At 43.2% G+C, this 20,764-nt stretch carries 13 protein-coding genes; 4 read left to right on the forward strand and 9 right to left on the reverse strand.

Translation table 11 applies throughout. From position 1 onward, the window contains the following. Nucleotides 1-47: 47 nt before the first annotated feature. Entirely contained in the window at nucleotides 48-623 is a 576-nt protein-coding gene (locus tag DW862_RS09675) for an RNA polymerase sigma-70 factor (RefSeq protein ID WP_118219371.1), read from the forward strand. Nucleotides 624-939: 316 nt separating this feature from the next. On the opposite strand, the gene DW862_RS09685 is transcribed toward DW862_RS09675, so the two are convergent. From DW862_RS09685 to DW862_RS09695, 3 genes are all read right to left on the reverse strand, one after another. Further along, a complete protein-coding gene (locus DW862_RS09685; protein ID WP_120067948.1) occupies nucleotides 940-2,835 on the reverse strand; it encodes an ATP-binding protein in 1,896 nt (631 codons plus the stop codon). 116 nt (nucleotides 2,836-2,951) lie between these two features. Further along, the gene (locus DW862_RS09690; protein WP_120067950.1) at nucleotides 2,952-5,588 is read right to left on the reverse strand and encodes a valine--tRNA ligase; all 2,637 of its coding nucleotides are present in this window, start codon (nucleotides 5,586-5,588) and stop codon (nucleotides 2,952-2,954) included. Nucleotides 5,589-5,652: 64 nt separating this feature from the next. Next, entirely contained in the window at nucleotides 5,653-6,291 is a 639-nt protein-coding gene (locus tag DW862_RS09695; protein WP_120067953.1) for a hypothetical protein, read from the reverse strand. A 140-nt stretch (nucleotides 6,292-6,431) separates the two neighbouring features. On the opposite strand from DW862_RS09695, the gene DW862_RS09700 reads away from it, so the two are divergent. Both DW862_RS09700 and mazG read left to right on the forward strand, forming a co-directional pair. Continuing rightward, nucleotides 6,432-7,484, forward strand: a complete 1,053-nt coding sequence (locus DW862_RS09700) for a DUF3810 domain-containing protein (RefSeq protein WP_074707474.1) — start codon at nucleotides 6,432-6,434, stop codon at nucleotides 7,482-7,484. 28 nt (nucleotides 7,485-7,512) lie between these two features. Beyond that, nucleotides 7,513-8,301: a nucleoside triphosphate pyrophosphohydrolase gene (gene mazG, locus DW862_RS09705; RefSeq protein WP_007752769.1), complete on the forward strand. Its 789-nt coding sequence runs from the start codon at nucleotides 7,513-7,515 to the stop codon at nucleotides 8,299-8,301. A 219-nt stretch (nucleotides 8,302-8,520) separates the two neighbouring features. On the opposite strand, the gene DW862_RS09710 is transcribed toward mazG, so the two are convergent. The 6 genes from DW862_RS09710 to rpsA all read right to left on the reverse strand — a co-directional run bounded on the left by DW862_RS09710 (nucleotide 8,521) and on the right by rpsA (nucleotide 14,620). Beyond that, nucleotides 8,521-8,988 carry a hypothetical protein gene (locus DW862_RS09710; RefSeq protein ID WP_117685018.1) on the reverse strand — a complete coding sequence of 156 codons (468 nt, stop codon included), beginning with the start codon at nucleotides 8,986-8,988 and terminating at the stop codon, nucleotides 8,521-8,523. Between the two features lie 27 nt (nucleotides 8,989-9,015). Further along, nucleotides 9,016-9,393: a hypothetical protein gene (locus DW862_RS09715; protein ID WP_008645696.1), complete on the reverse strand. Its 378-nt coding sequence runs from the start codon at nucleotides 9,391-9,393 to the stop codon at nucleotides 9,016-9,018. Nucleotides 9,394-9,440: 47 nt separating this feature from the next. Further along, nucleotides 9,441-9,992 (reverse strand): RNA polymerase sigma factor, encoded by a 552-nt coding sequence (locus tag DW862_RS09720; RefSeq protein WP_008016827.1) that lies wholly within the window; start codon nucleotides 9,990-9,992, stop codon nucleotides 9,441-9,443. Nucleotides 9,993-10,016: 24 nt separating this feature from the next. Continuing rightward, a complete protein-coding gene (locus DW862_RS09725) occupies nucleotides 10,017-11,558 on the reverse strand; it encodes a L,D-transpeptidase family protein (protein ID WP_243636469.1) in 1,542 nt (513 codons plus the stop codon). Next, complete coding sequence (locus tag DW862_RS09730; RefSeq protein ID WP_120067958.1) at nucleotides 11,548-12,486, reverse strand: ribonuclease Z; 939 nt, start codon at nucleotides 12,484-12,486, stop codon at nucleotides 11,548-11,550. The genes DW862_RS09725 and DW862_RS09730 overlap by 11 nt, the downstream gene beginning before the upstream one ends. A gap of 334 nt (nucleotides 12,487-12,820) precedes the next feature. Next, entirely contained in the window at nucleotides 12,821-14,620 is a 1,800-nt protein-coding gene (gene rpsA, locus DW862_RS09735; RefSeq protein WP_120067960.1) for a 30S ribosomal protein S1, read from the reverse strand. A gap of 96 nt (nucleotides 14,621-14,716) precedes the next feature. Here rpsA and DW862_RS09740 point away from each other — a divergent pair, with 96 nt between their 5' ends. Beyond that, nucleotides 14,717-20,758, forward strand: a complete 6,042-nt coding sequence (locus tag DW862_RS09740; RefSeq protein ID WP_120067963.1) for a DUF3320 domain-containing protein — start codon at nucleotides 14,717-14,719, stop codon at nucleotides 20,756-20,758. The last annotated feature ends 6 nt before the right edge of the window (nucleotides 20,759-20,764 follow it).

The raw sequence follows: 20,764 nt of genomic DNA on the forward strand, positions 1-20,764 counted from the left end.
TTTCTATCTAAAAAAGCTATATTTGCAGTAAATTATGGAGCTAATACATGAAAGGAACTTATCAATCAGACAATGATTTTCTATTATCAGCCGTTCAACGCGGAGATCAAAAAGCGTTCGATACACTGTTTCGGAGATATTATCCGATGCTGTGCGCGTATGGTCACCGGTTTGTCGAGTTGGAAGATGCAGAAGAGATTGTAGAGGATTCTCTTTTATGGATTTGGGAAAATCGGGAAACACTGGTTATCGAGTCCTCTCTTAATTCTTATCTTTTTAAGATGGTGTATCGCAGGGCTTTGAACAAGCTTGCACATATCGATGCCACCCAACGGGCGGATACCCGCTTTTATGAAGAAATGCAGGAAATGCTGCAAGATACGGACTATTATCAGATTGAAGAACTTGCGAAACGGATTGAAGATGCTGTCGCGGCACTGCCCGAAAGTTATCGGGTAGCTTTTGTGATGCACCGATTCCGGGATATGAGTTACAAGGAGATTGCAGAAACACTGGGGGTATCGCCCAAAACAATAGATTACCGTATTCAACAAGCGTTAAAGCAACTGCGCGTGGATTTGAAAGATTACCTCCCGTTACTACTACCTCTCTTATTTCCCTAGAGAGACGAAACATATAAGTAACCACCAATATTACTTCATTTAGCAGCTATTACCTGTCAGCTAAAGTATTAATAGACAACTTAAGTTGTATTAAAGATAAACTTACGTTCCTCTAAGGCTAAAGTTCCCTTTGACCTGAAACAAACTATAAACGAAAGTTCCAATTATATAAATGCAACCTTCATTTTTATAAACGCAAGTTTCATTTATAAAAACAAAGCTTCCGTTTATAGATTTCTCTTAGACAAAAACAACTTTGGCAGTAAGGAAAAGGAAGTTTGCAATAAGGAGACAGTAACTTATCTATTAACTAACTTCATCTCTTTCTATAAGGAAGCGTAAACCAGAAAGTAGATCCTTTACCTTCTTCTGAATCTACTCCTATTTTTCCCCCGAGATGCTCAACAATCGTACGACAGATGGAAAGTCCTAAGCCGGTACCTTGAATGAATGGATTATATTTTACGAATCGTTCGAAAACATGTTCACACTGTTCGTTTGACATACCACAGCCGGTATCTGATACATAAAAATAAATAGTATCGGTGTCTGTCATACGATACCCCATACAGATAGTGCCTGTTTGAGTAAATTTGATAGCGTTATTGACAAAGTTGGCAAGCAATTGTATCAGTCGATTCTTATCAATATAAAAAAGACAACCCGGCAAGCGTTCGGTAAATGCAAGGGTAACATCACTGTTTTTCAAACGTAACTGCATACTTTGTTCGATTTCCTCCATTGTCTGATTAACATCGATCGAGGAAGGATAGAAATCAAATGTTCCGGCTTCAATCTTCGACAAATCCAGAATATCATTAATTAATTGGAGCAACAAGTCGGTATTTGTTTCGATGATATCTGCGTACTCGCGCATTTCGACAGGATCTTCTGTATGGGGAAGCATATTTGAAAAGCCCACGATTGCGTTCAAAGGAGTACGTATTTCATGGCTCATGTTCGCCAGAAAGGCAGATTTCAATTGATTAGCCTGCTCCGCTTTCTCCACCGCTTCACTCAAACGGCTATACGTTTTCCGAAGAATACGAATATAATAGACAATAGCAGCTATCAAAAGTAATAGAAAAACAGAACTAGCAATAATCTTAACATAGTGTTGCTGAAAAAAAGTTTGAGGTTTATCAATATATACTGCATCGTCGGGATAACGACTTGACGGAATATTATAAGACTTTAATACAGGATAACAAAGATAGGAATTTCCTTCCCCTCCCACTCCACCGGGAATATTGCGGGCTTGTTCTCCATTCAATATGCGATTCAGGATTTCCAGCAAAGAATCGCAAAAAGACTCCGTCGATACATAATATCCTCCTGCGAAAGTATTGTTCGATAAATTTTCGGGAGATAGCAAAAACAGAGGTGAGGGAGTAAAATTGGTTATAATTTCCTGTATGTGGTCGAAAAGGTAGTTGTTATCATTTTCATTATGAGACTCAAACCAGGAATAGTAAATAATCCCTGTATTAGGTTTATAACTATGCAGGGTATCCAGCAACATTTCTGTCGATAATTGAGTGGTAGAAAGCAGATCCAAACGTAAATCCGGAAAATTCTCTTCGACGGCTTCCTTTACATCTCTACGGGTTTCTTCACTAATATATCTGTCGTCTGAAATAAATGCCAGACGTTGCATATCCGGTATTAGTTTATAAATCAGTTCGACTGTTTCCTTCACATAATAATGCTGCTTCAAAAGTGTCAGATTATAGCCTCTTCTCCATTCTTCACCGGGGACACTATTGGTTTCTGTTAGTGGAGCATGAGACAGCAAAACGTCGAGAGAAGCAGGCAGGCGGTCGCGGGCATTTGTCACTATTACCGGAACGTCTTTCCATACGTCATCAAACAGTTCACGGCAGACAATCCATCCCGGATCTCCAATCAGGACGATGGCAGCGGGAGCTACCGGGTATTTCTCACGCAAATGGGTGACTACGGCATCTGCTTCCATCTTATTAGCCAAAGCTGGTACGGAAAGAGATTCCGCTTTGGCAGATATCCCCTGCTTCTGAAGAGCATCGTGTATACACCAATAGAAATTTTTAGCCCAAGGCAGATTAAAATTAATGGAATTCAAAACCAGTACTTCTTTATTTGTTGTTTCAGTTCGGGCTGACACAGATAATAAGAATCCTTCTATAAAAAGGAATAAGCCTAAGAATGAGATGGTTCGGAGTACTTGTTTCATTTGTGATGTTCTATAATAGCTACGGCAAAGGTAGTATTTATTTCCATTTCGCAAAAAAAAGGCATCTCAAAATTAATTGAGATGCCTTATATTATATAAAACCAAGTATCAAAGAGTTATTTCTTCAACAAGATAGTAAGGCTTTCTTTCAAAGAACGAATGATACTTTCCGCATCCGCCTGTTTCTTGCGTTCAAGTTCTATGACGGCTGCCGGAGCATTGTTCACGAATTTCTCGTTGCTCAATTTCTTCACGATGCCTTGCAGGAAGCTTTCCTTATGTTTAAGTTCGGCCAACAGACGAGTGATTTCCGCATCTATATCAATCATGTCAATCAATGGTACGGCAAATTCTGTCGTTCCAACCATGAAAGAAGCAGCACCTTCTGCTTTTTTGAATACTACATTAATAGCAGAAAGGTTACACATCTTGATAATCACCGGATTCATTTTTTCTACCGGATGACTACCCACAACCTGCAATTCGAGTTGTTCCTTCAAAGCAATATTCTTCTGCAAACGAATACTGCGAACATTGCTGATAATTTCCTTAGCCAATTCAAATTCTTGCAGGAATTGCTCGTTTACCTCAAGAGGCTCCTTCATGAGAGTAACCATCAAACTTGCACCCGGTTCGCGCTCACGCAGTTGTTGCCACAGTTCTTCTGTGATAAACGGCATGAAAGGATGAAGCAACTCAAGCAGACGTTCGAAAGAACTAAGCACCATACTATAAATAAAGCCATTAATGGGCTGTCCATAAGCAGGTTTCACAATTTCCAGCAACCAGGAAGAGAACTCATCCCAGAACAGTTTGTAAACCAACATCAATGCTTCGCTCAAACGATATTTAGAGAACAAATCGGCAACTTCAACCGCAGCTGCATCCAGTCTCTGGTCGAACCATTGAACAGCCAGATGAGCATCGGGTGGAACTGGAATGGAACCTTTGCCATTAGTCCATCCTTTAATCAGACGGAAAGCATTCCATATCTTGTTGCAGAAGTTACGTCCCTGTTCGCAAAGGGCGTCGTCGAAAAGAATGTCGTTTCCGGCGGGAGCTGAAAGCATCATACCCATACGCACACCGTCGGCACCATACTTTTCGATCAGTTCCAATGGATCGGGAGAGTTACCGAGCGATTTAGACATCTTACGTCCCTGTTTATCACGAACGATTCCTGTGAAGTATACGTTCTTAAACGGCATCTGTCCCTCGTATTCGTAGCCTGCCATAATCATACGGGCTACCCAGAAGAAGATAATGTCCGGTCCTGTCACAAGGTCGCTTGTCGGATAGTAGTATTTGATTTCTTCGTTGCCCGGGTTGTTGATTCCGTCAAACAAAGAGATAGGCCACAACCAGGAAGAGAACCAAGTGTCCAGGCAATCTTCATCCTGACGAAGGTCTTCCATTGTCAGGGCGGCATTACCCGTCTTTTCTTTTGCTTTTGCCAGAGCTTCCTCGGGAGTAGCGGCTACTACATAACCACCTTCCGGCAGGAAGTATGCAGGAATACGATGTCCCCACCACAACTGACGGCTGATACACCAGTCTTTGATGTTTTCCATCCAGTGACGGTAGGTATTCTTGTATTTGGCAGGGTAGAATTTCAGATCGTCGTTCATTACCGGAGGCAATGCCATATCTGCAAAATGTTGCATCTTGAGGAACCATTGCATAGACAATTTCGGTTCGATCACAACGTTGGTACGTTCCGAATATCCTACCTTATTAGTATAGGCTTCTATTTTTTCGAGCAATCCGGCAGCTTCGAGGTCTTTCTCTATTTGTTTACGAACATCGAAACGGTCCATACCGATATACATACCGGCAGCTTCGCTCAATGTACCGTTGTCATTGAAAATATCGATACTAGGCAAGTTGTATTTTTCACCCAGCATATAGTCGTTTACATCATGGGCCGGGGTTACTTTCAGACAACCCGTACCGAATTCGATGTCTACATAATCATCCTCAATCACAGGAATGACACGGTTTACCAGCGGAACGATCACTTTCTTTCCTTTCAGCCATTCGTTCTTCGGGTCGTTCGGATTGATACACATAGCCGTATCACCCATAATTGTTTCAGGACGGGTTGTTGCAACAACCGCGTAGCGACCTTCCGGATCACCTTCTACTTTATAGCGGAGGTAATACAGTTTTCCGTGTTCTTCCTTATAGATTACTTCTTCGTCAGAAAGGGCAGTCAAGGCTTTCGGGTCCCAGTTTACCATGCGGACGCCCCGGTAGATCAATCCTTTATCGAACAGATCGACAAATACCTTGATTACACTTTCGCTACGTTTCTCATCCATAGTGAAAGCAGTACGATCCCAGTCGCAGGATGCGCCGAGTTTACGGAGTTGTTTCAGGATAATACCACCGTGCTCGTCTGTCCATTCCCAGGCATGTTTCAAGAATTCGTCACGAGATAGATCGGTTTTCTTGATACCTTGAGAAGCGAGTTTGTTTACAACTTTAGCTTCGGTAGCAATAGAAGCGTGGTCAGTTCCCGGCACCCAGCAAGCATTCTTGCCTTCCATACGGGCACGACGAACTAAAATATCCTGGATGGTATTATTAAGCATGTGTCCCATGTGTAACACACCGGTGACGTTCGGGGGCGGGATGACGATGGTGTAAGGTTCACGGCCATCGGGTTTTGAACTGAATAATTTGTGGTCCAGCCAATACTGGTACCACTTTCCCTCCACGTCAGCGGGATTGTACTTACTTGCTAATTCCATATTGTTTTATGTATATGATAATGTATATTCTAAAAATAACGGGTGCAAAATTAATAATTTAAATTCAAATCTTACCACCCTCGGGGTGTTTCTGTGCACGGAAAGAGAATTTATATCCCTCATAAAGAGCGAATCCGTAGAACAGGGCAGTCATCGACATTACATTTTTCAACAGAATAGAGAATATCTCTCCATAGTCTACACCTGCCAGGACTTGAAAATAGCCCATTTCATAATCTTGGGAGATATACCCGATAATAGACAAGAAATCACCTAAGATGCAACTAACCAGAGATAATGCCGCACCGGTAATTCCAAAAATGGGACGTATTCCCTTGCCCTGCCGCATCGCAAAACCTACCATGAATCCGATAGCAATGGGCATAAATCCTATCTGACGACCTGTAGAAACGGAGATCAAGCCCCATGCCACCGCACCAACGATGCATGCGACAACTGCACACAATATTCCTTTGGGCAGATTCTCTTCGGCAAGCATTTCCTCTTCTGTCATAGATACCGGAAAGTCTTCCGGCTTGGGAGGCGCTAATCTTTCCAGTTCTTTATCTTGCTCAAAACTGTCACATTCTTCTTCAAAAGCGGGAAGTGCTCCGGTACGTTTACAAACGAGTCCTTTTCCGTTCACAAAATCACGTGACACGCAATTCCTGCAATACTTTTCTATTTCTTCTGATGTAGCCATCTTATCCGGTTTATGTTGAATAACTTTCTCTGATTACGCAGGTACACAAAGTCACTGTTAACAGATTTTTTGCAAATATAGAGGTATTTTTTCGCGCGACGTTTATTAAATGCATATTTTTGTTGACTGATTTTATACGAATGATGAAAAATAAGCCAAATGTAAGATATTTAGCCTTAGGAGCATTATTAATCCTGGTGTGGCTAACGCAATGGATTCCTGCTCTGGCAACGATCTATTCTCAAACAATCTATCCCCTTATCTCCTACGTCCTGTCGTTTTTTTCCGGTTTATTTCCTTTTGCCATAGGGGATTTATTTATTTTCCTTAGCATCACAGGCGTGATTGTTTATCCCTTTTATGCCCGTCTCCGCAAGAAGTTGCCTTGGAAGAAAATCTTATTGCGCGACGGGGAATACTTATTATGGATTTATGTATGGTTCTATCTGGCATGGGGACTGAACTACTCGCAGAAAAATTTCTATCAACGAACAGAAATCCCGTATACCGCCTATACTCCCGAGATTTTCCAAGAATTCGTAGATGATTATATTACTCAACTGAACCGTTCGTATACTCCTGTCAATAGTATCAATCAAGATTTGATACGAGAGGAAACTGTGCGAATCTATCATCAGTTAAGTGATAGCCTGGGCGTACATCACCCTCCACACGAGCATCCGAGGGTAAAAACAATGTTATTCACTCCCTTCATTTCGATGGTAGGGGTAACGGGTAGCATGGGGCCTTTCTTCTGCGAGTTTACACTCAACGGAGATTTGCTTCCCGTTAATTATCCGGCCACTTATGCTCACGAACTAGCCCATTTATTAGGTATCACCAGCGAAGCGGAAGCTAATTTCTATGCTTATCAGGTTTGCACCCGTTCAGAAGCGATGGGAATCCGTTTTTCCGGATATTTCTCTATATTGGGACATGTATTGGGAAATGCGCAAAGATTACTACCGGAAGAAGAATACACCCGACTTTTTAAACGCATCCGACCGGAAATTATCGAATTGGCTAAGAATAACCAGGCGTATTGGGCTGCCAAGTATAGCCCTGTGGTCGGTGCTGTGCAGGATTGGATATACGATCTTTATCTGAAAGGGAATAAGATAGAAAGCGGACGGCAGAACTACTCGGAAGTAGTGGGGCTGCTGATTTCCTATCAGGAGTGGAAAAAGAAATAAAAATCAAGAACAAAAAATAGATATATTTATGTCACATACCAGACAAGAACAGATGGAAGCCTTCGGACGCTTCCTGGACATTCTCGACGAACTGCGTGTTAAATGTCCCTGGGATCGCAAACAGACCAATGAAAGTCTGCGTCCCAACACCATAGAAGAGACTTACGAACTTTGCGACGCCCTGATGAGGGATGACAAGAAAGAAATCTGCAAGGAATTGGGCGACGTATTATTGCACGTTGCTTTCTATGCCAAGATAGGCTCGGAAACAGGAGATTTTGACATCAAAGATGTTTGCGACAAACTGTGTGATAAACTGATTTTCCGTCACCCGCATGTATTCGGAGAGGTAAAAGCAGAGACAGCAGGACAAGTTTCCGAAAATTGGGAACAGTTGAAGCTAAAGGAGAAAGACGGCAATAAGAGTGTATTGAGCGGTGTACCCGCTGCCCTCCCCTCGCTCATCAAGGCTTATCGTATTCAAGACAAAGCCCGCAATGTAGGTTTCGACTGGGAAGAGCGTGAACAGGTATGGGATAAAGTGAAGGAAGAAATCGGAGAATTTCAGGATGAAGTGGCTAATATGGATAAGGACAAGGCAGAAGCTGAATTCGGCGACGTTATGTTTAGCCTTATCAATGCAGCGCGTCTCTACAAGATCAATCCTGATAACGCTTTGGAACTTACCAACCAAAAGTTTATCCGTCGCTTCAATTATTTGGAGGAACATACTATCAAAGAAGGAAAAAACCTGAAGGATATGTCTCTTGAAGAGATGGATGCTATTTGGAATGAAGCAAAGAAAAAAGGCCTGTAAGACCCATGAATAACATTGATTTACATGCAATCATCGAAAGATGATTTGGAGTTCATAACACATGCCAAACAGGATATTCCACTATTGATTGCAGAAATAGAATACTTAAAATCAATGCTGTCTAAATAAAAAAAATAGAGGCTCTATTCCGTGCGAGTAGAGCCTCTATTTTACTCAAACAGAGCGTCTAATCATACGAGTCAGACGCTCTATTTTCCTTTATTTCTTCTTCGAATCGTTTCCTTTATCCATGCCACGATTCATTCCTTTTATCATCTCCCGGTGGAAGCGCATTTCCGCACGCTGCACGAGAAATATCTTCTTACTGGAAAGAATCTTTTTGAACTTACCCAGATAAGTCTTATCAAGCTGATCGGCAGCAATACGATTGTTGGCTATCTTATCGTTGATTTCTGCATATTGAGCTTCCGTCGTCTTATCATCTTTACCTTTGCGCATCAAATCCCACGATTCATCATTCAGCTTCTTCTTCTTATCCTGGAGTTCAAAATAGACGGGAAAGAACTTGGCTGCCTCCTTTTTACTCAATCCTGCCTGTTCGGTAATGAATTCCTTTTGTTTTGCCCTGAACTCCTCCCGGGATAAATGCTGATCACATCCGTCAGCAGCCCAAAGAACAGGCATAAAGCCACACAACAAAACAACCCATGCGATTAGTTTTCTCATTTTCTGTATTCAATCAGTTTTAATAAATCATTCTACACTTGCGTCACTCAAATAAACATATAACGAATAATCATCCAGCATAGCGCGGTCTAGTGCCACATCCAGCATTTCGTCCGATACAACTTCAGTATCCACCTCCGTCACCGCCACTTCATCGATCGCAGCAGGTTTGTGATCTGTCGACGCTACCCGGATAATCAGGGCCGCACCCACAAACATAGCAGCGAGATAGAGCAATGGTTTCAGTCTTGTCCATGTGCTGACAGGTTCTTCCTTGAAAACTACTTTTTCTTTTTCAGGAAGTTTATTCATTACCTCCGAAGTCAGGTTTTCAAAGTAACCATCAGGCACTTTGAAGGAATTTTCCTTACCAAGCTTCTTCAATAGGATATCTTCTTCTTTCATACGTTTTTCTCCTCTCTTTTACTTAGACAACGTCCAATTTAAAAGGTTTAATCTATTTCTTCTAAAAACTTCTCTATTTTCTTCACCGCATGATGATATGACGCTTTGAGCGCACCAACCGATGTGCCGAAGATTTCCGACATCTCTTCGTATTTCATTTCCTGATAATATTTCAGGTTGAACACCATACGCTGTTTTTCCGGCAAAGTCAATAGAGCTTTTTGCAGACACAACTGTATTTCGTCGCCCGAAAAGTAGGAGTCACTTTCCAGCTTCTGCACAATCGCAGCTTCAGGATCGTCAATATCCACGGTAGTCATAGCGCGCTGCTTGTTCAGAAAGGTAAGACATTCGTTCAGCGCGATGCGATAGAGCCAGGTAGACAGTTTCGCCTCGGCACGGAAATAATCGATATTCGTCCATGCCTTGATGAAAGTGTTTTGCAGGAGATCGTTCGCATCCTCATGCGACAGTACCATCCGGCGGATTTGCCAATATAATTGCTCGCTATACTGCGCCACAATCATTTCAAATCCTTTCCGCTGTGTACTCTCCTCCTGAAGGAGTTTCAGAACTTCGCGTTCGTTATAAGGAATCATAATCTCTTGTATCTGTATGTTTATTTATGGTTTCAAATTCAGGTTGTTCATTGCTTCTAGTAAAGACGAATCATATTTATAAATGTCCTCACAATACCTCAAATTATTATCGGCAGACAGATAAACCGTCTGATAATCTATAAATAAAGGTATATATTTCTCTAAACTATAATGTTTCAGTTCGCGATAGGTCGCACTGACAGGCAGCTTCTTCCCCTCTTCACTCACCGGTTTGATATCCATTGCAATGCGGATACGGTCTTCCAATAATTCATCCGGTTCTTTCAACAAGAAGAAAGCAAAGTCGAGTGCTTTCTGAAGGCGGACGCAACCGTGGCTCACTGCACGATTGTTTCGCGTGAAAGCCCACCGGGAAGGAGTATCGTGCAGATATACAGAATGAGGATTAGGAAAGCGGAAGATGATGCATCCCAATGAATTCCCCGTTTTATTGTCCTGCTTCACCGTATAAGGTACACCTTTTCCTGCATATTTAGCCCAATTAACCTGATGAGGGTTTACTTGTAAGCCGTTCTTATCGTATACCTTCATGCGATTACGGGTGAAATAGGTCGTATCTCTGCGATAAGTAGGGATGATTTCTTTCCTGATAATACTTTGAGGTACATTCCAGTACGGATTCAGTTCCATATAATAAATCCTGCTCGACAACAGAGGAGTTTTATTTTTCACACTCCCCACACAGATACGCATCTCCAGGATAGAGTCCGTTTCTTCGTTGATTGCCTGCAACATGAATGCCGCCACATTGGCTATCACATATTTCTGTCCTTTGTCCAATGCATATTGCCAACGTGCCCGCTCCATATTTACCAACAGACGATTCCGGTAATAATCCGTAGTATCCGTTTTCCCCCAAGCATTTACACGAACCAGTTCTTCCTGCATCTTGCGATAAAGCGGAGAAGAAGGTTGTGCTCCATGAAGAGCAGCAATTGGATTTGCACGCAAGGAATCGAGGGCGGCATTTGCAAAAGTTACATCACAATGTTTTAAGGGGATACGATTGATCGAATCATTCCATCTGCGTTCCGAAGGCAGGAAACCAAACTTCAACTGGCACACATACGAAAGATATGCGGCTGTCAACTGATATTCCACATCTGCCAACAGACGGTTCATTGTCTTTCCTTCCTGCAACTTCAAAGAACGTATTTGTTGCAATCTCTCACGGATGCTATCGACCGAATAAAGATTCGGGTTAATGCCATGCCGTGAGATGTCTCCCAACCAGAACAACATAGAGTCCGCCACCTGTGCGGCAGGTTTATCGGATACAAGCGAGTCATTCAACCAGAAGAATTCATCTTTTTCCCGATAATGGGCCAACAAAGCCGAATCCCAGGGAGTTACGGGGCTTTCGTTCAAATAGGAACGAATCATCAGACGAATACTGTCGGCATCTATTTGATAAGCAGGGTTGAACAGTTCTTGCAGGGAAGCCAATGAGTCCGGTATCGGAGACTGGGGTTTCTCTTTCTTACAGGCTGCCAAACAAACGACGAACAGGATTACCGCTCCCCAAAGCAGGCGTCTATTTCTCATACACAGTTCCTCCATCAACGTCAATACACATATTCTCTTTCGCTAAAATGGTTTGCGGGAAAATGGCGGATGCTTCATCAAATAGAATAGATTCATCCTCGTAACGGGCTGAAAAGTGTCCGATCACCAATTGTTTCACATTGGCGTCCAAAGCTAGTTGTGCGGCTTGCGCAGCCGTAGTATGATAAGTTTCCTTGGCACGTGCCTGCTCTGTCTGCGCAAAGGTAGCCTCATGGAAAAGCAAATCTACATTGCTGATTTGTTCGGCAAGCGACGGGCGATAGATTGTATCGGAGCAATAAGCATATTTACGAGCCGGAGCCGAAGGACGGGTCAGACGCAAATTGGGTATTACTTCTCCTTCGGGAGTTACAAAGTCTGCTCCATTCTTGATACGGTTCAGTTCATAGACCGGGACTTTATAAAAGTCCACCATGTCTCTGATGATATGGTTCGGACGCTGTTTCTCTTCAAAAAGGAAACCGCAGCAGGGAATTCGATGTTTTAAAGGGATAGTAGTTACAGTCACCGAACGGTCATCGTAGATAAGCATCGGCTCTTTCGTTTCGAATTCATGGAAGAACACCTTATAAGTCAAAGTCTTACAAAAGAAAGCAAGCATCGGTGCAAACAGTTCTTCCAGTCCTCGTGGAGAATGAATATGCAAATCGGCTGTTCTTCCCAATAATCCGAATGTAGAAATCAGCCCCAACAATCCGAAACAATGGTCACCATGTAGATGAGAGATGAAGATATGATTCAATCGGGAAAATTTCAGTCGCGAACGGCGTAACTGCATTTGTGCTCCCTCGCCACAATCAATCATAAATAGTTTTTCACGCAGGTTTACGACTTGAGAGGTCGAAAAATGTCGCGTGGTAGGCAAAGCGGAACCGCATCCCAATATATGTAACTCAAATTTTTCCATGGTATGCAAAGATAAAGCATTTCAGATTCAATCTTGCAAAGGAAGAAACTTTTTTTTCTATTCACCACAGAGGACACGGAGGACGCAGAAGGGTAAGGAGGATATGGAGAGGATGCGGAGGAGAAGAAGAGGGTAGATTTATATAAATAAAATATATCGCCATCGTTAGTTTGTTAAATCAAGCCTTCACCCCCTCTGTATTCTCCATATCCTTCCTGTTCTCTATACCCTCTCTATATCCTCCCTACCCTCTGTGTCCTCTGCGTCCTCTGTGGTGAATAAAAAAAGGCGCCCCCAACCGGGAGCGCCTTCATCAGAAAATATTCTGTTCAGATTATTTCTTTCCTTCCAACTGTTCTTTCAATGCAGCCAGAGCGTCGATGTCGCCCAAAGTAGTTGAAGCAGCTTGGTTTTGGATCATCGGAGAATCTTCTCTCTTACCAGAAGATGCTTTCTTTGCGCTAGAAGTAGCTTTCTTTTCTGCTCTTTCTTCAGCTTTAGCTACATCTTCGAAGATACGGCTGTGAGACAAGATGATTCTCTTAGCGTCTTTGTTGAACTCGATCACTTTGAATTCAAGTTTCTCATCCAACTGTGCTTGTGAACCGTCTTCTTTTACAAGGTGTTTCGGAGTTGCGAAACCTTCTACACCGTAAGGAAGAGCTACAACAGCACCCTTATCCAACATTTCGATGATAGTACCTTCGTGTACAGAACCTACTGTGAACACAGTTTCGAATACATCCCAAGGATTTTCTTCGAGTTGTTTGTGGCCAAGGCTCAAACGACGGTTGTCTTTATCGATTTCCAATACCTGAACTTCGATGTCAGCACCAATCTGAGTAAATTCTGATGGGTGTTTTACTTTCTTAGTCCAAGAAAGGTCAGAGATGTGGATCAAGCCGTCAACACCTTCTTCGATTTCTACGAATACACCGAAGTTAGTGAAGTTACGAACTTTTGCAGTATGCTTAGAACCTACAGGATACTTTTCTTCGATAGTTTCCCATGGATCTTGTTTCAGTTGTTTGATACCCAAAGACATCTTACGTTCTTCACGATCAAGTGTCAGCACAACAGCTTCTACTTCGTCGCCTACCTTCATGAAATCTTGTGCAGAACGCAGGTGTTGGCTCCAAGACATTTCTGAAACGTGGATCAAACCTTCTACGCCCGGAGCGATTTCGATGAATGCACCGTAGTCAGCCATAACGACCACTTTACCTTTCACCTTGTCACCAACCTTCAAGTCAGTATCAAGCGCATCCCATGGGTGCGGGGTCAGTTGTTTCAAGCCAAGAGCGATACGTTTCTTTTCGTCATCGAAGTCAAGGATAACAACGTTGAGCTTCTGATCCAGTTCAACCACTTCTTTCGGATCGCTAACGCGTCCCCAAGAAAGGTCAGTAATGTGAATCAAACCGTCTACGCCACCAAGGTCGATGAATACACCGTAAGATGTGATATTTTTAACAGTTCCTTCAAGAACTTGTCCTTTTTCGAGTTTACCGATGATTTCTTTCTTCTGTTGTTCCAGTTCAGCTTCGATAAGAGCCTTGTGAGATACAACAACATTTTTGAATTCCTGGTTAATTTTAACCACTTTGAATTCCATTGTTTTGCCAACGAATACATCATAGTCGCGGATCGGTTTAACGTCGATTTGAGAACCCGGCAAGAATGCTTCGATTCCGAATACGTCTACGATCATACCACCCTTCGTGCGGCACTTGATGTAACCCTTGATAATTTCTTCATTTTCCAGAGCAGCGTTAACGCGATCCCAAGAACGAGTAGCGCGGGCTTTTCTGTGTGACAGAACGAGCTGTCCTTTTTTGTCTTCCTGGTTTTCGATGTATACTTCTACAGTATCACCTACTTTCAGGTCCGGATTGTAACGGAATTCATTCAAAGGGATGATACCGTCTGATTTGTAACCGATGTTCACAACTACTTCACGCTTGTTCATTGCGATTACGGTTCCGTCAACAACCTCACGGTCGTTCACTTTGTTAAGCGTACCGTCGTAAGCTTTTTCAAGTTCATCGTGGCTAACGTTGGTTACTGTTTCGCCATTTTCATAAGCATCCCAGTTGAAATCTTCAATAGGAGCTACGTTCTTTAAGTTTTCCATTAATAATAAAATTGTTTAATACTTTAATTAAATAAGACATTATATTATCTATAAATCGGGCGCAAAGGTAGAAATATTTTCTTGATTGACAAAAGAATGGCAGAAGAAAAGAGATTTATATCCGTATTTTTTGTAATATTGCAATCTTTAATTTATACAGTTTTTGCCATGGACGAGAGATTGGACAAAGTCAAGGTGCAATGCGACTATTTACCGCTTATTAATTTTGCGATACAACAAAACGGAGCATCGATCATTCATCAGCTTTCTATTGAGAACACGACATCTGCCCCACTGAAGGACATTCAGGTAGTAATCACGACAGAACCGACTTTCGGAAACGCCGCTCCGATGGCTGTTGAACAGATCCCGGCCAACGGTTCGATCCGTCTGTCGTCATTCAATCTCACTTTGTCCGCCAACTACTTCACACAACTGACCGAACGTTTATCCGGCAACCTGAAAATTGAAATTACTGCTGAAGCAGAACCGATATTCTGCCAAACATATCCTATCGACATCCTGGCATACGACCAATGGGGCGGACTCAACGTATTGCCCGAAATGCTGGCTGCTTTCATCACTCCCAATCATACGGCTATCTCGCCGATTATCAAAAGAGCTGCTTCCATCCTGGGGCAATGGACCGGCAACCCGTCTCTCGATGAATATCAAAGCCGCACTCCGGACAGGGTGAGGAAACAGATGGCTGCCATCTATACAGCTATCGCGGAGCAACAGATTATATACAGTACCGTTCCCGCCAGTTTCGAAGAATATGGGCAGCGTGTCCGGTTAGCCGATTCTGTGATGGCACAGAAATTGGGAACCTGCCTGGATATGGCTTTGCTCTATGCTTCCTGTCTGGAGGCAATCGGGCTGAATGCTTTAATCGTCATCACGCAAGGGCATGCCTTTGCAGGCGCCTGGCTGGTGCCGGAAACTTTCCCGGATCCTACGATTGATGATGTTTCTCTATTAACGAAAAGAACAGCGGAAGGAATCTACGACATTACTTTGGTTGAAACGACCTGCATGAATATGGGACATTCGTCCGATTTTGACGATGCGGTGAAGAAAGCAAACGGAAAGTTGGCGGACGGGAACAACTTCCTTCTTGCAATAGACATCAAGAGAGCGAGATATTCGGGTGTACGCCCCATCCCTCAACGTATTTTGCACGGACAGGTATGGGAAGTCGACGAAAAAGAGACCAACATTCAGAAAAGTGCTGTTCATGCCACTCCGCAAAGTATCAATCCGTATGATTTATCGGGCAATGAAACCCAGACCGTAATCACCAAACAACTGTTATGGGAAAGGCGGTTGCTGGACTTGAGCCTTCGCAACAACCTGCTGAATATCCGGATTACCAAAAACACGCTCCAACTGATCCCGGCTAATCTGGCTTGTCTGGAAGATGCATTGGCTGACGGAGAAGAATTCCGCATCCTGCACCACCCTGCCGATTGGGAAAGCCCAGCGATGGATTTCGGAATTTACTCCTCTGTACCGGAATCTGATCCGGTGGTTGGTTTCATCAACTCGGAGCTTTCACAGAAAAGATTGCGTTTTTATCTGTCCGAAAACGATTTAGGCAAAGCACTGACTCACCTATACCGTTCCTCGCGTACCTCTATTGAAGAGAACGGAGCCAACACTCTTTATCTGGCTCTCGGACTTTTAAAATGGTATGAGACTCCTTCCAGCGAACGTCCCCGCTACGCTCCCATCCTGCTAATGCCGGTTGAAATCATCCGTAAATCGGCAGCTAAAGGCTATGTGATCCGTTCACGGGAAGAGGAAACGATGATGAATATTACGTTATTAGAAATGCTTCGCCAGAACTTCGGAATTACCGTATCGGGATTAGACCCGTTGCCCACCGATGAAAGCGGCGTCAACGTCAAACTGATTTATTCCATCATTCGTAACAGTATCAAAAACCAACGCAAATGGGACGTGGAAGAGCAGGCCATCTTAGGCATCTTCTCTTTCAATAAGTTCATCATGTGGAATGACATTCACAATAATGCCAATAAACTGGTTCAGAACAAAATTGTTTCAAGCCTCATTAACGGAAAGATAGAATGGGAAGCCGCAACAGAAGAAATAGACGCAACGGATATGGACAAACAACTGTCGCCAACGGACATCGTTTTGCCTATCATCGCCGATTCTTCGCAATTGGAAGCTATCTACGAAGCCGTACACGATAAGACTTTTATCCTGCACGGCCCTCCGGGAACGGGTAAATCGCAAACAATTACCAATATCATCGCCAACGCGCTTTACAAAGGGAAACGTGTCTTATTCGTTGCAGAAAAAATGGCTGCCCTCTCCGTTGTTCAAAACCGACTGGCGGCTATCGGTTTGGCTCCGTTCTGTTTGGAAATTCATTCCAACAAAACAAAGAAATCCGCCGTTATTTCACAACTGAAAGAAACAACGGAAATTATCAGGCAGACACCTCCCGAAGAATTCAAAAAGGAAGCGGAACGTTTGCTGAATTTGCGGGCGGAACTGAATCAGTATATCGAAGCCCTGCATAAAGAATATCCGTTCGGAGTTTCACTATACGACGCCATTATCCATTATCAATCTGTGGACGTCGAACCTTGTTTTGAGATTCCACAACCTTATCTGGATACATTAGACAAAGATACATTTGCGCAATGGGAAGAGGCTATTGAATCGTTAGTCAGAACCGCCAATGCGTGCGGACACCCTTATCGGCATCCATTAACAGGCATCTCGATTTCCGAATATTCATCTGCCGGAAAAGAAGAAGCCTCCCAATTACTTACCGCTTTCATTGTTTTATTAAATACCATCCGACAGAAGCTGGATGTATTTTCCGTACTTCTGAAAGATACGGATATACACCCTACACGCAAGGATTTCCAAACGATTGCCTGTATCATCCGGAGAATACTCGATATTCCGGAGCTGACTCCGAGATTGCTGACTCTGCCGTTATTGAATGAAACGCTGAATGAATATCGTGAAGTGGTGGTTCATGGGCAAAAACGTGATGAACAAAGAAAAGAGATAGAGGCAGGATTTACCAAAGAGATTCTGTCCATCGACGCAAAGCAGATGGTAGCCGAATGGAACCGCGTATCCGATCAATGGTTCCTTCCCAGATATTTCGGTCAGCGGAAAATCAAAAAGGCTATCAACATCTATGCTTTAAAAACCATTGAAACAAAAGACATCAAACCGCTACTCCACCGGATTATCCGGTATCAGGAAGAAGAGGACGCTGTTCAGAAATACACCGACCAACTCCCCTCTTTGTTCGGACGATTCGGCAAGAATGAGGATTGGACTGTCATTGAGCAGATTATCAATGACATGGCTTCTCTTCACTCGCATTTGCTGAATTATGCAAAAGACATTGCCAAGGTGTCACAAATCAAACAGAATTTATCTGTACAGCTCACAGAAGGAATTCAAACATTCAAAGATATTCACGCTCACTCTTTCAATGAACTGTATCAGTTGTCGGATACACTCACAGTCATTGAAAAGAAGTTGTCCGGCACGTTGGGTATATCAACAGAAGAGCTTTATACCTCTTCGGCCGATTGGATAACGATCGCGCTATCGAAAGCCCAAACCTGGAAAGATAACCTCGACAAACTCAAAGACTGCTATCAGTGGTTACAAGCATACCAAACTCTGAATAAACTGGGAATCGGATTTGTCGCGACAGAATATAAGGAAAAGAATATCCCTACCGACCAACTGACAGACATCTTCTGCAAGAGTTTCTACCAGGCGGTTATTCAGTATATCATTGCCAAAGAGCCCACGCTGGAATTATTCAACGGCAAGATTTTCAACGATATTATTGCTAAATACAAACAAATATCCGCCAAATTCGAAGAAACGACCAAAAAAGAATTGTTTGCGCGGCTGGCTTCCAACATTCCGTCTTTTACTCACGAAGCTATCCAAAGTTCCGAAGTGGGCATCCTTCAAAAGAATATCCGCAACAATGCCCGTGGCATTTCCATCCGCAAACTGTTCGACCAGATTCCTACCTTATTATCGCGTATGTGTCCGTGTATGCTGATGAGCCCGCTTTCCGTCGCTCAATTCATTGATACGGATGCCGACAAATTCGATTTGATTGTCTTTGACGAAGCGTCACAGATGCCTACTTATGAAGCGGTGGGCGCTATTGCCCGAGGCAAAAATGTGATTATCGTGGGGGACCCGAAACAGATGCCTCCTACCAGCTTCTTCTCGGTCAGCACCGTAGATGAAGATAATATTGAAATGGAGGATTTGGAGAGTATTCTTGACGACTGCCTTGCTTTGTCTATCCCTTCCAAATATTTACTATGGCACTATCGAAGCAAACATGAGAGCCTCATCGCTTTCAGCAACTCCGAATATTACGATAACAAACTGATGACTTTCCCTTCTCCGGACAACATTGAATCGAAAGTCAGGATAGTCAACATCAACGGTTATTATGATAAAGGCAAATCGCGCCAAAACCGGGCGGAAGCTCAAGCGGTGGTAGACGAAATAGCCAGAAGATTGAGAAGCGAAGAATTAAGAAAGAAAAGTATCGGCGTAGTGACTTTCAGCATCGTTCAGCAAGCCTTGATAGAAGATTTACTTTCCGACCTCTTTATCTTCCATCCCGAACTGGAAACTCTTGCCCTGGAATGTGACGAACCGTTGTTTATCAAAAACCTGGAGAATGTGCAGGGAGATGAACGGGACGTTATTCTCTTTTCTGTGGGCTACGGCCCGGATGCGGAAGGACGTGTCAGCATGAATTTCGGTCCATTGAACCGGGTAGGTGGCGAAAGAAGGTTGAATGTGGCCGTTTCACGTGCCCGCTATGAGATGATTATCTATTCCACTTTAAGATCGGATATGATTGACCTGAACCGGACTTCCTCTATCGGAGTGGCCGGATTAAAACGTTTCCTCGAATATGCGGAGAAAGGAACCAGAAACACAATCAACAATGTGACAGACCAATCCACGGAAGCAGCAGCCTCCATCGAGAATATCATTGCCGATAAACTGCGTTCATTGGGATACACCGTGCATACAGACATCGGATGCTCCGGTTACAAAATAGATATAGGTATTGTTGACACCGAAAATACCTCCAACTATCAATTAGGTATTATCTGCGACGGCAAAAACTACAAACGTACCAAGACCGCACGTGACCGGGAAATTGTGCAAAACAATGTACTAAAAGCACTCGGCTGGGATATCTACCGAATATGGACTATGGACTGGTGGGAAAAACCGGACGAAGTAATAGCAGCTATTCAAGAGGCTATCGCACGCAAAATAAGTTCAAAGGTTAATGCCAAAACAACGACAGGCATCGGAATTGGATCTGATCCAATGACAGCAGAAAAAGAATCTGTGAACAAAGAGTCGACAGACAAAGAAAAAATAATAAAAGAAGAGCCAATAAAAGAAGAGTCAATAGAAGAAGCAGTACCGACTGCAGAGAGAGATAACAATGAAATTTCATTTGTACTCAAAGCATCACCTGCCACTTCTGAAAAGCAAACTGCTTCCGCATCTTCCGCACAAAGCGGAATACAGCAAAAGTACCGATCGGCAAAGATCACTCCAGGCAGCTATTCGCCGGAAGACTTTTTCTTTAGTGAAAGCTATTCTATCCTCACTTCTCAAATACGGAAGATTATAGAGAATGAAGCTCCGGTCAGCAAATCATTACTTTGCAAGAAGATTCTGTCTGAATGGGGAATCAGTCGTCTGGGAGCACGGGTAGAAACACAGATAGAGACGGCTTTAGATGCACTAAATATCTATCGTACTGAACATGAAGGATTTGTTTTCTGCTGGAAAAACAGAGAGCAATGCATCTCCTACTCTATTTATCGTCCGGTTTCCGAGCGGGAAGCGACAGATATAGCTCCTGAAGAGATAGCCAATGCCATCCGACAACTGTTGACAGACTCCATTAGCCTGCCTGTGGCAGATTTGATAAAAGCATGTGCACAACAATTCGGCTTTGCCCGTATGGGATCGAACATAGACGCTGCCATGCAAAGAGGTATTCGCGAAGCCGTGAAAAGGAATTATGCCAAAATTGAAAACGAACGGGTGACGATTGCGGATTAAATGTTG

The sequence above is a fragment of the Bacteroides sp. AM37-9 genome (assembly GCF_003603455.1).
GTDB lineage: Bacteria > Bacteroidota > Bacteroidia > Bacteroidales > Bacteroidaceae > Bacteroides > Bacteroides xylanisolvens.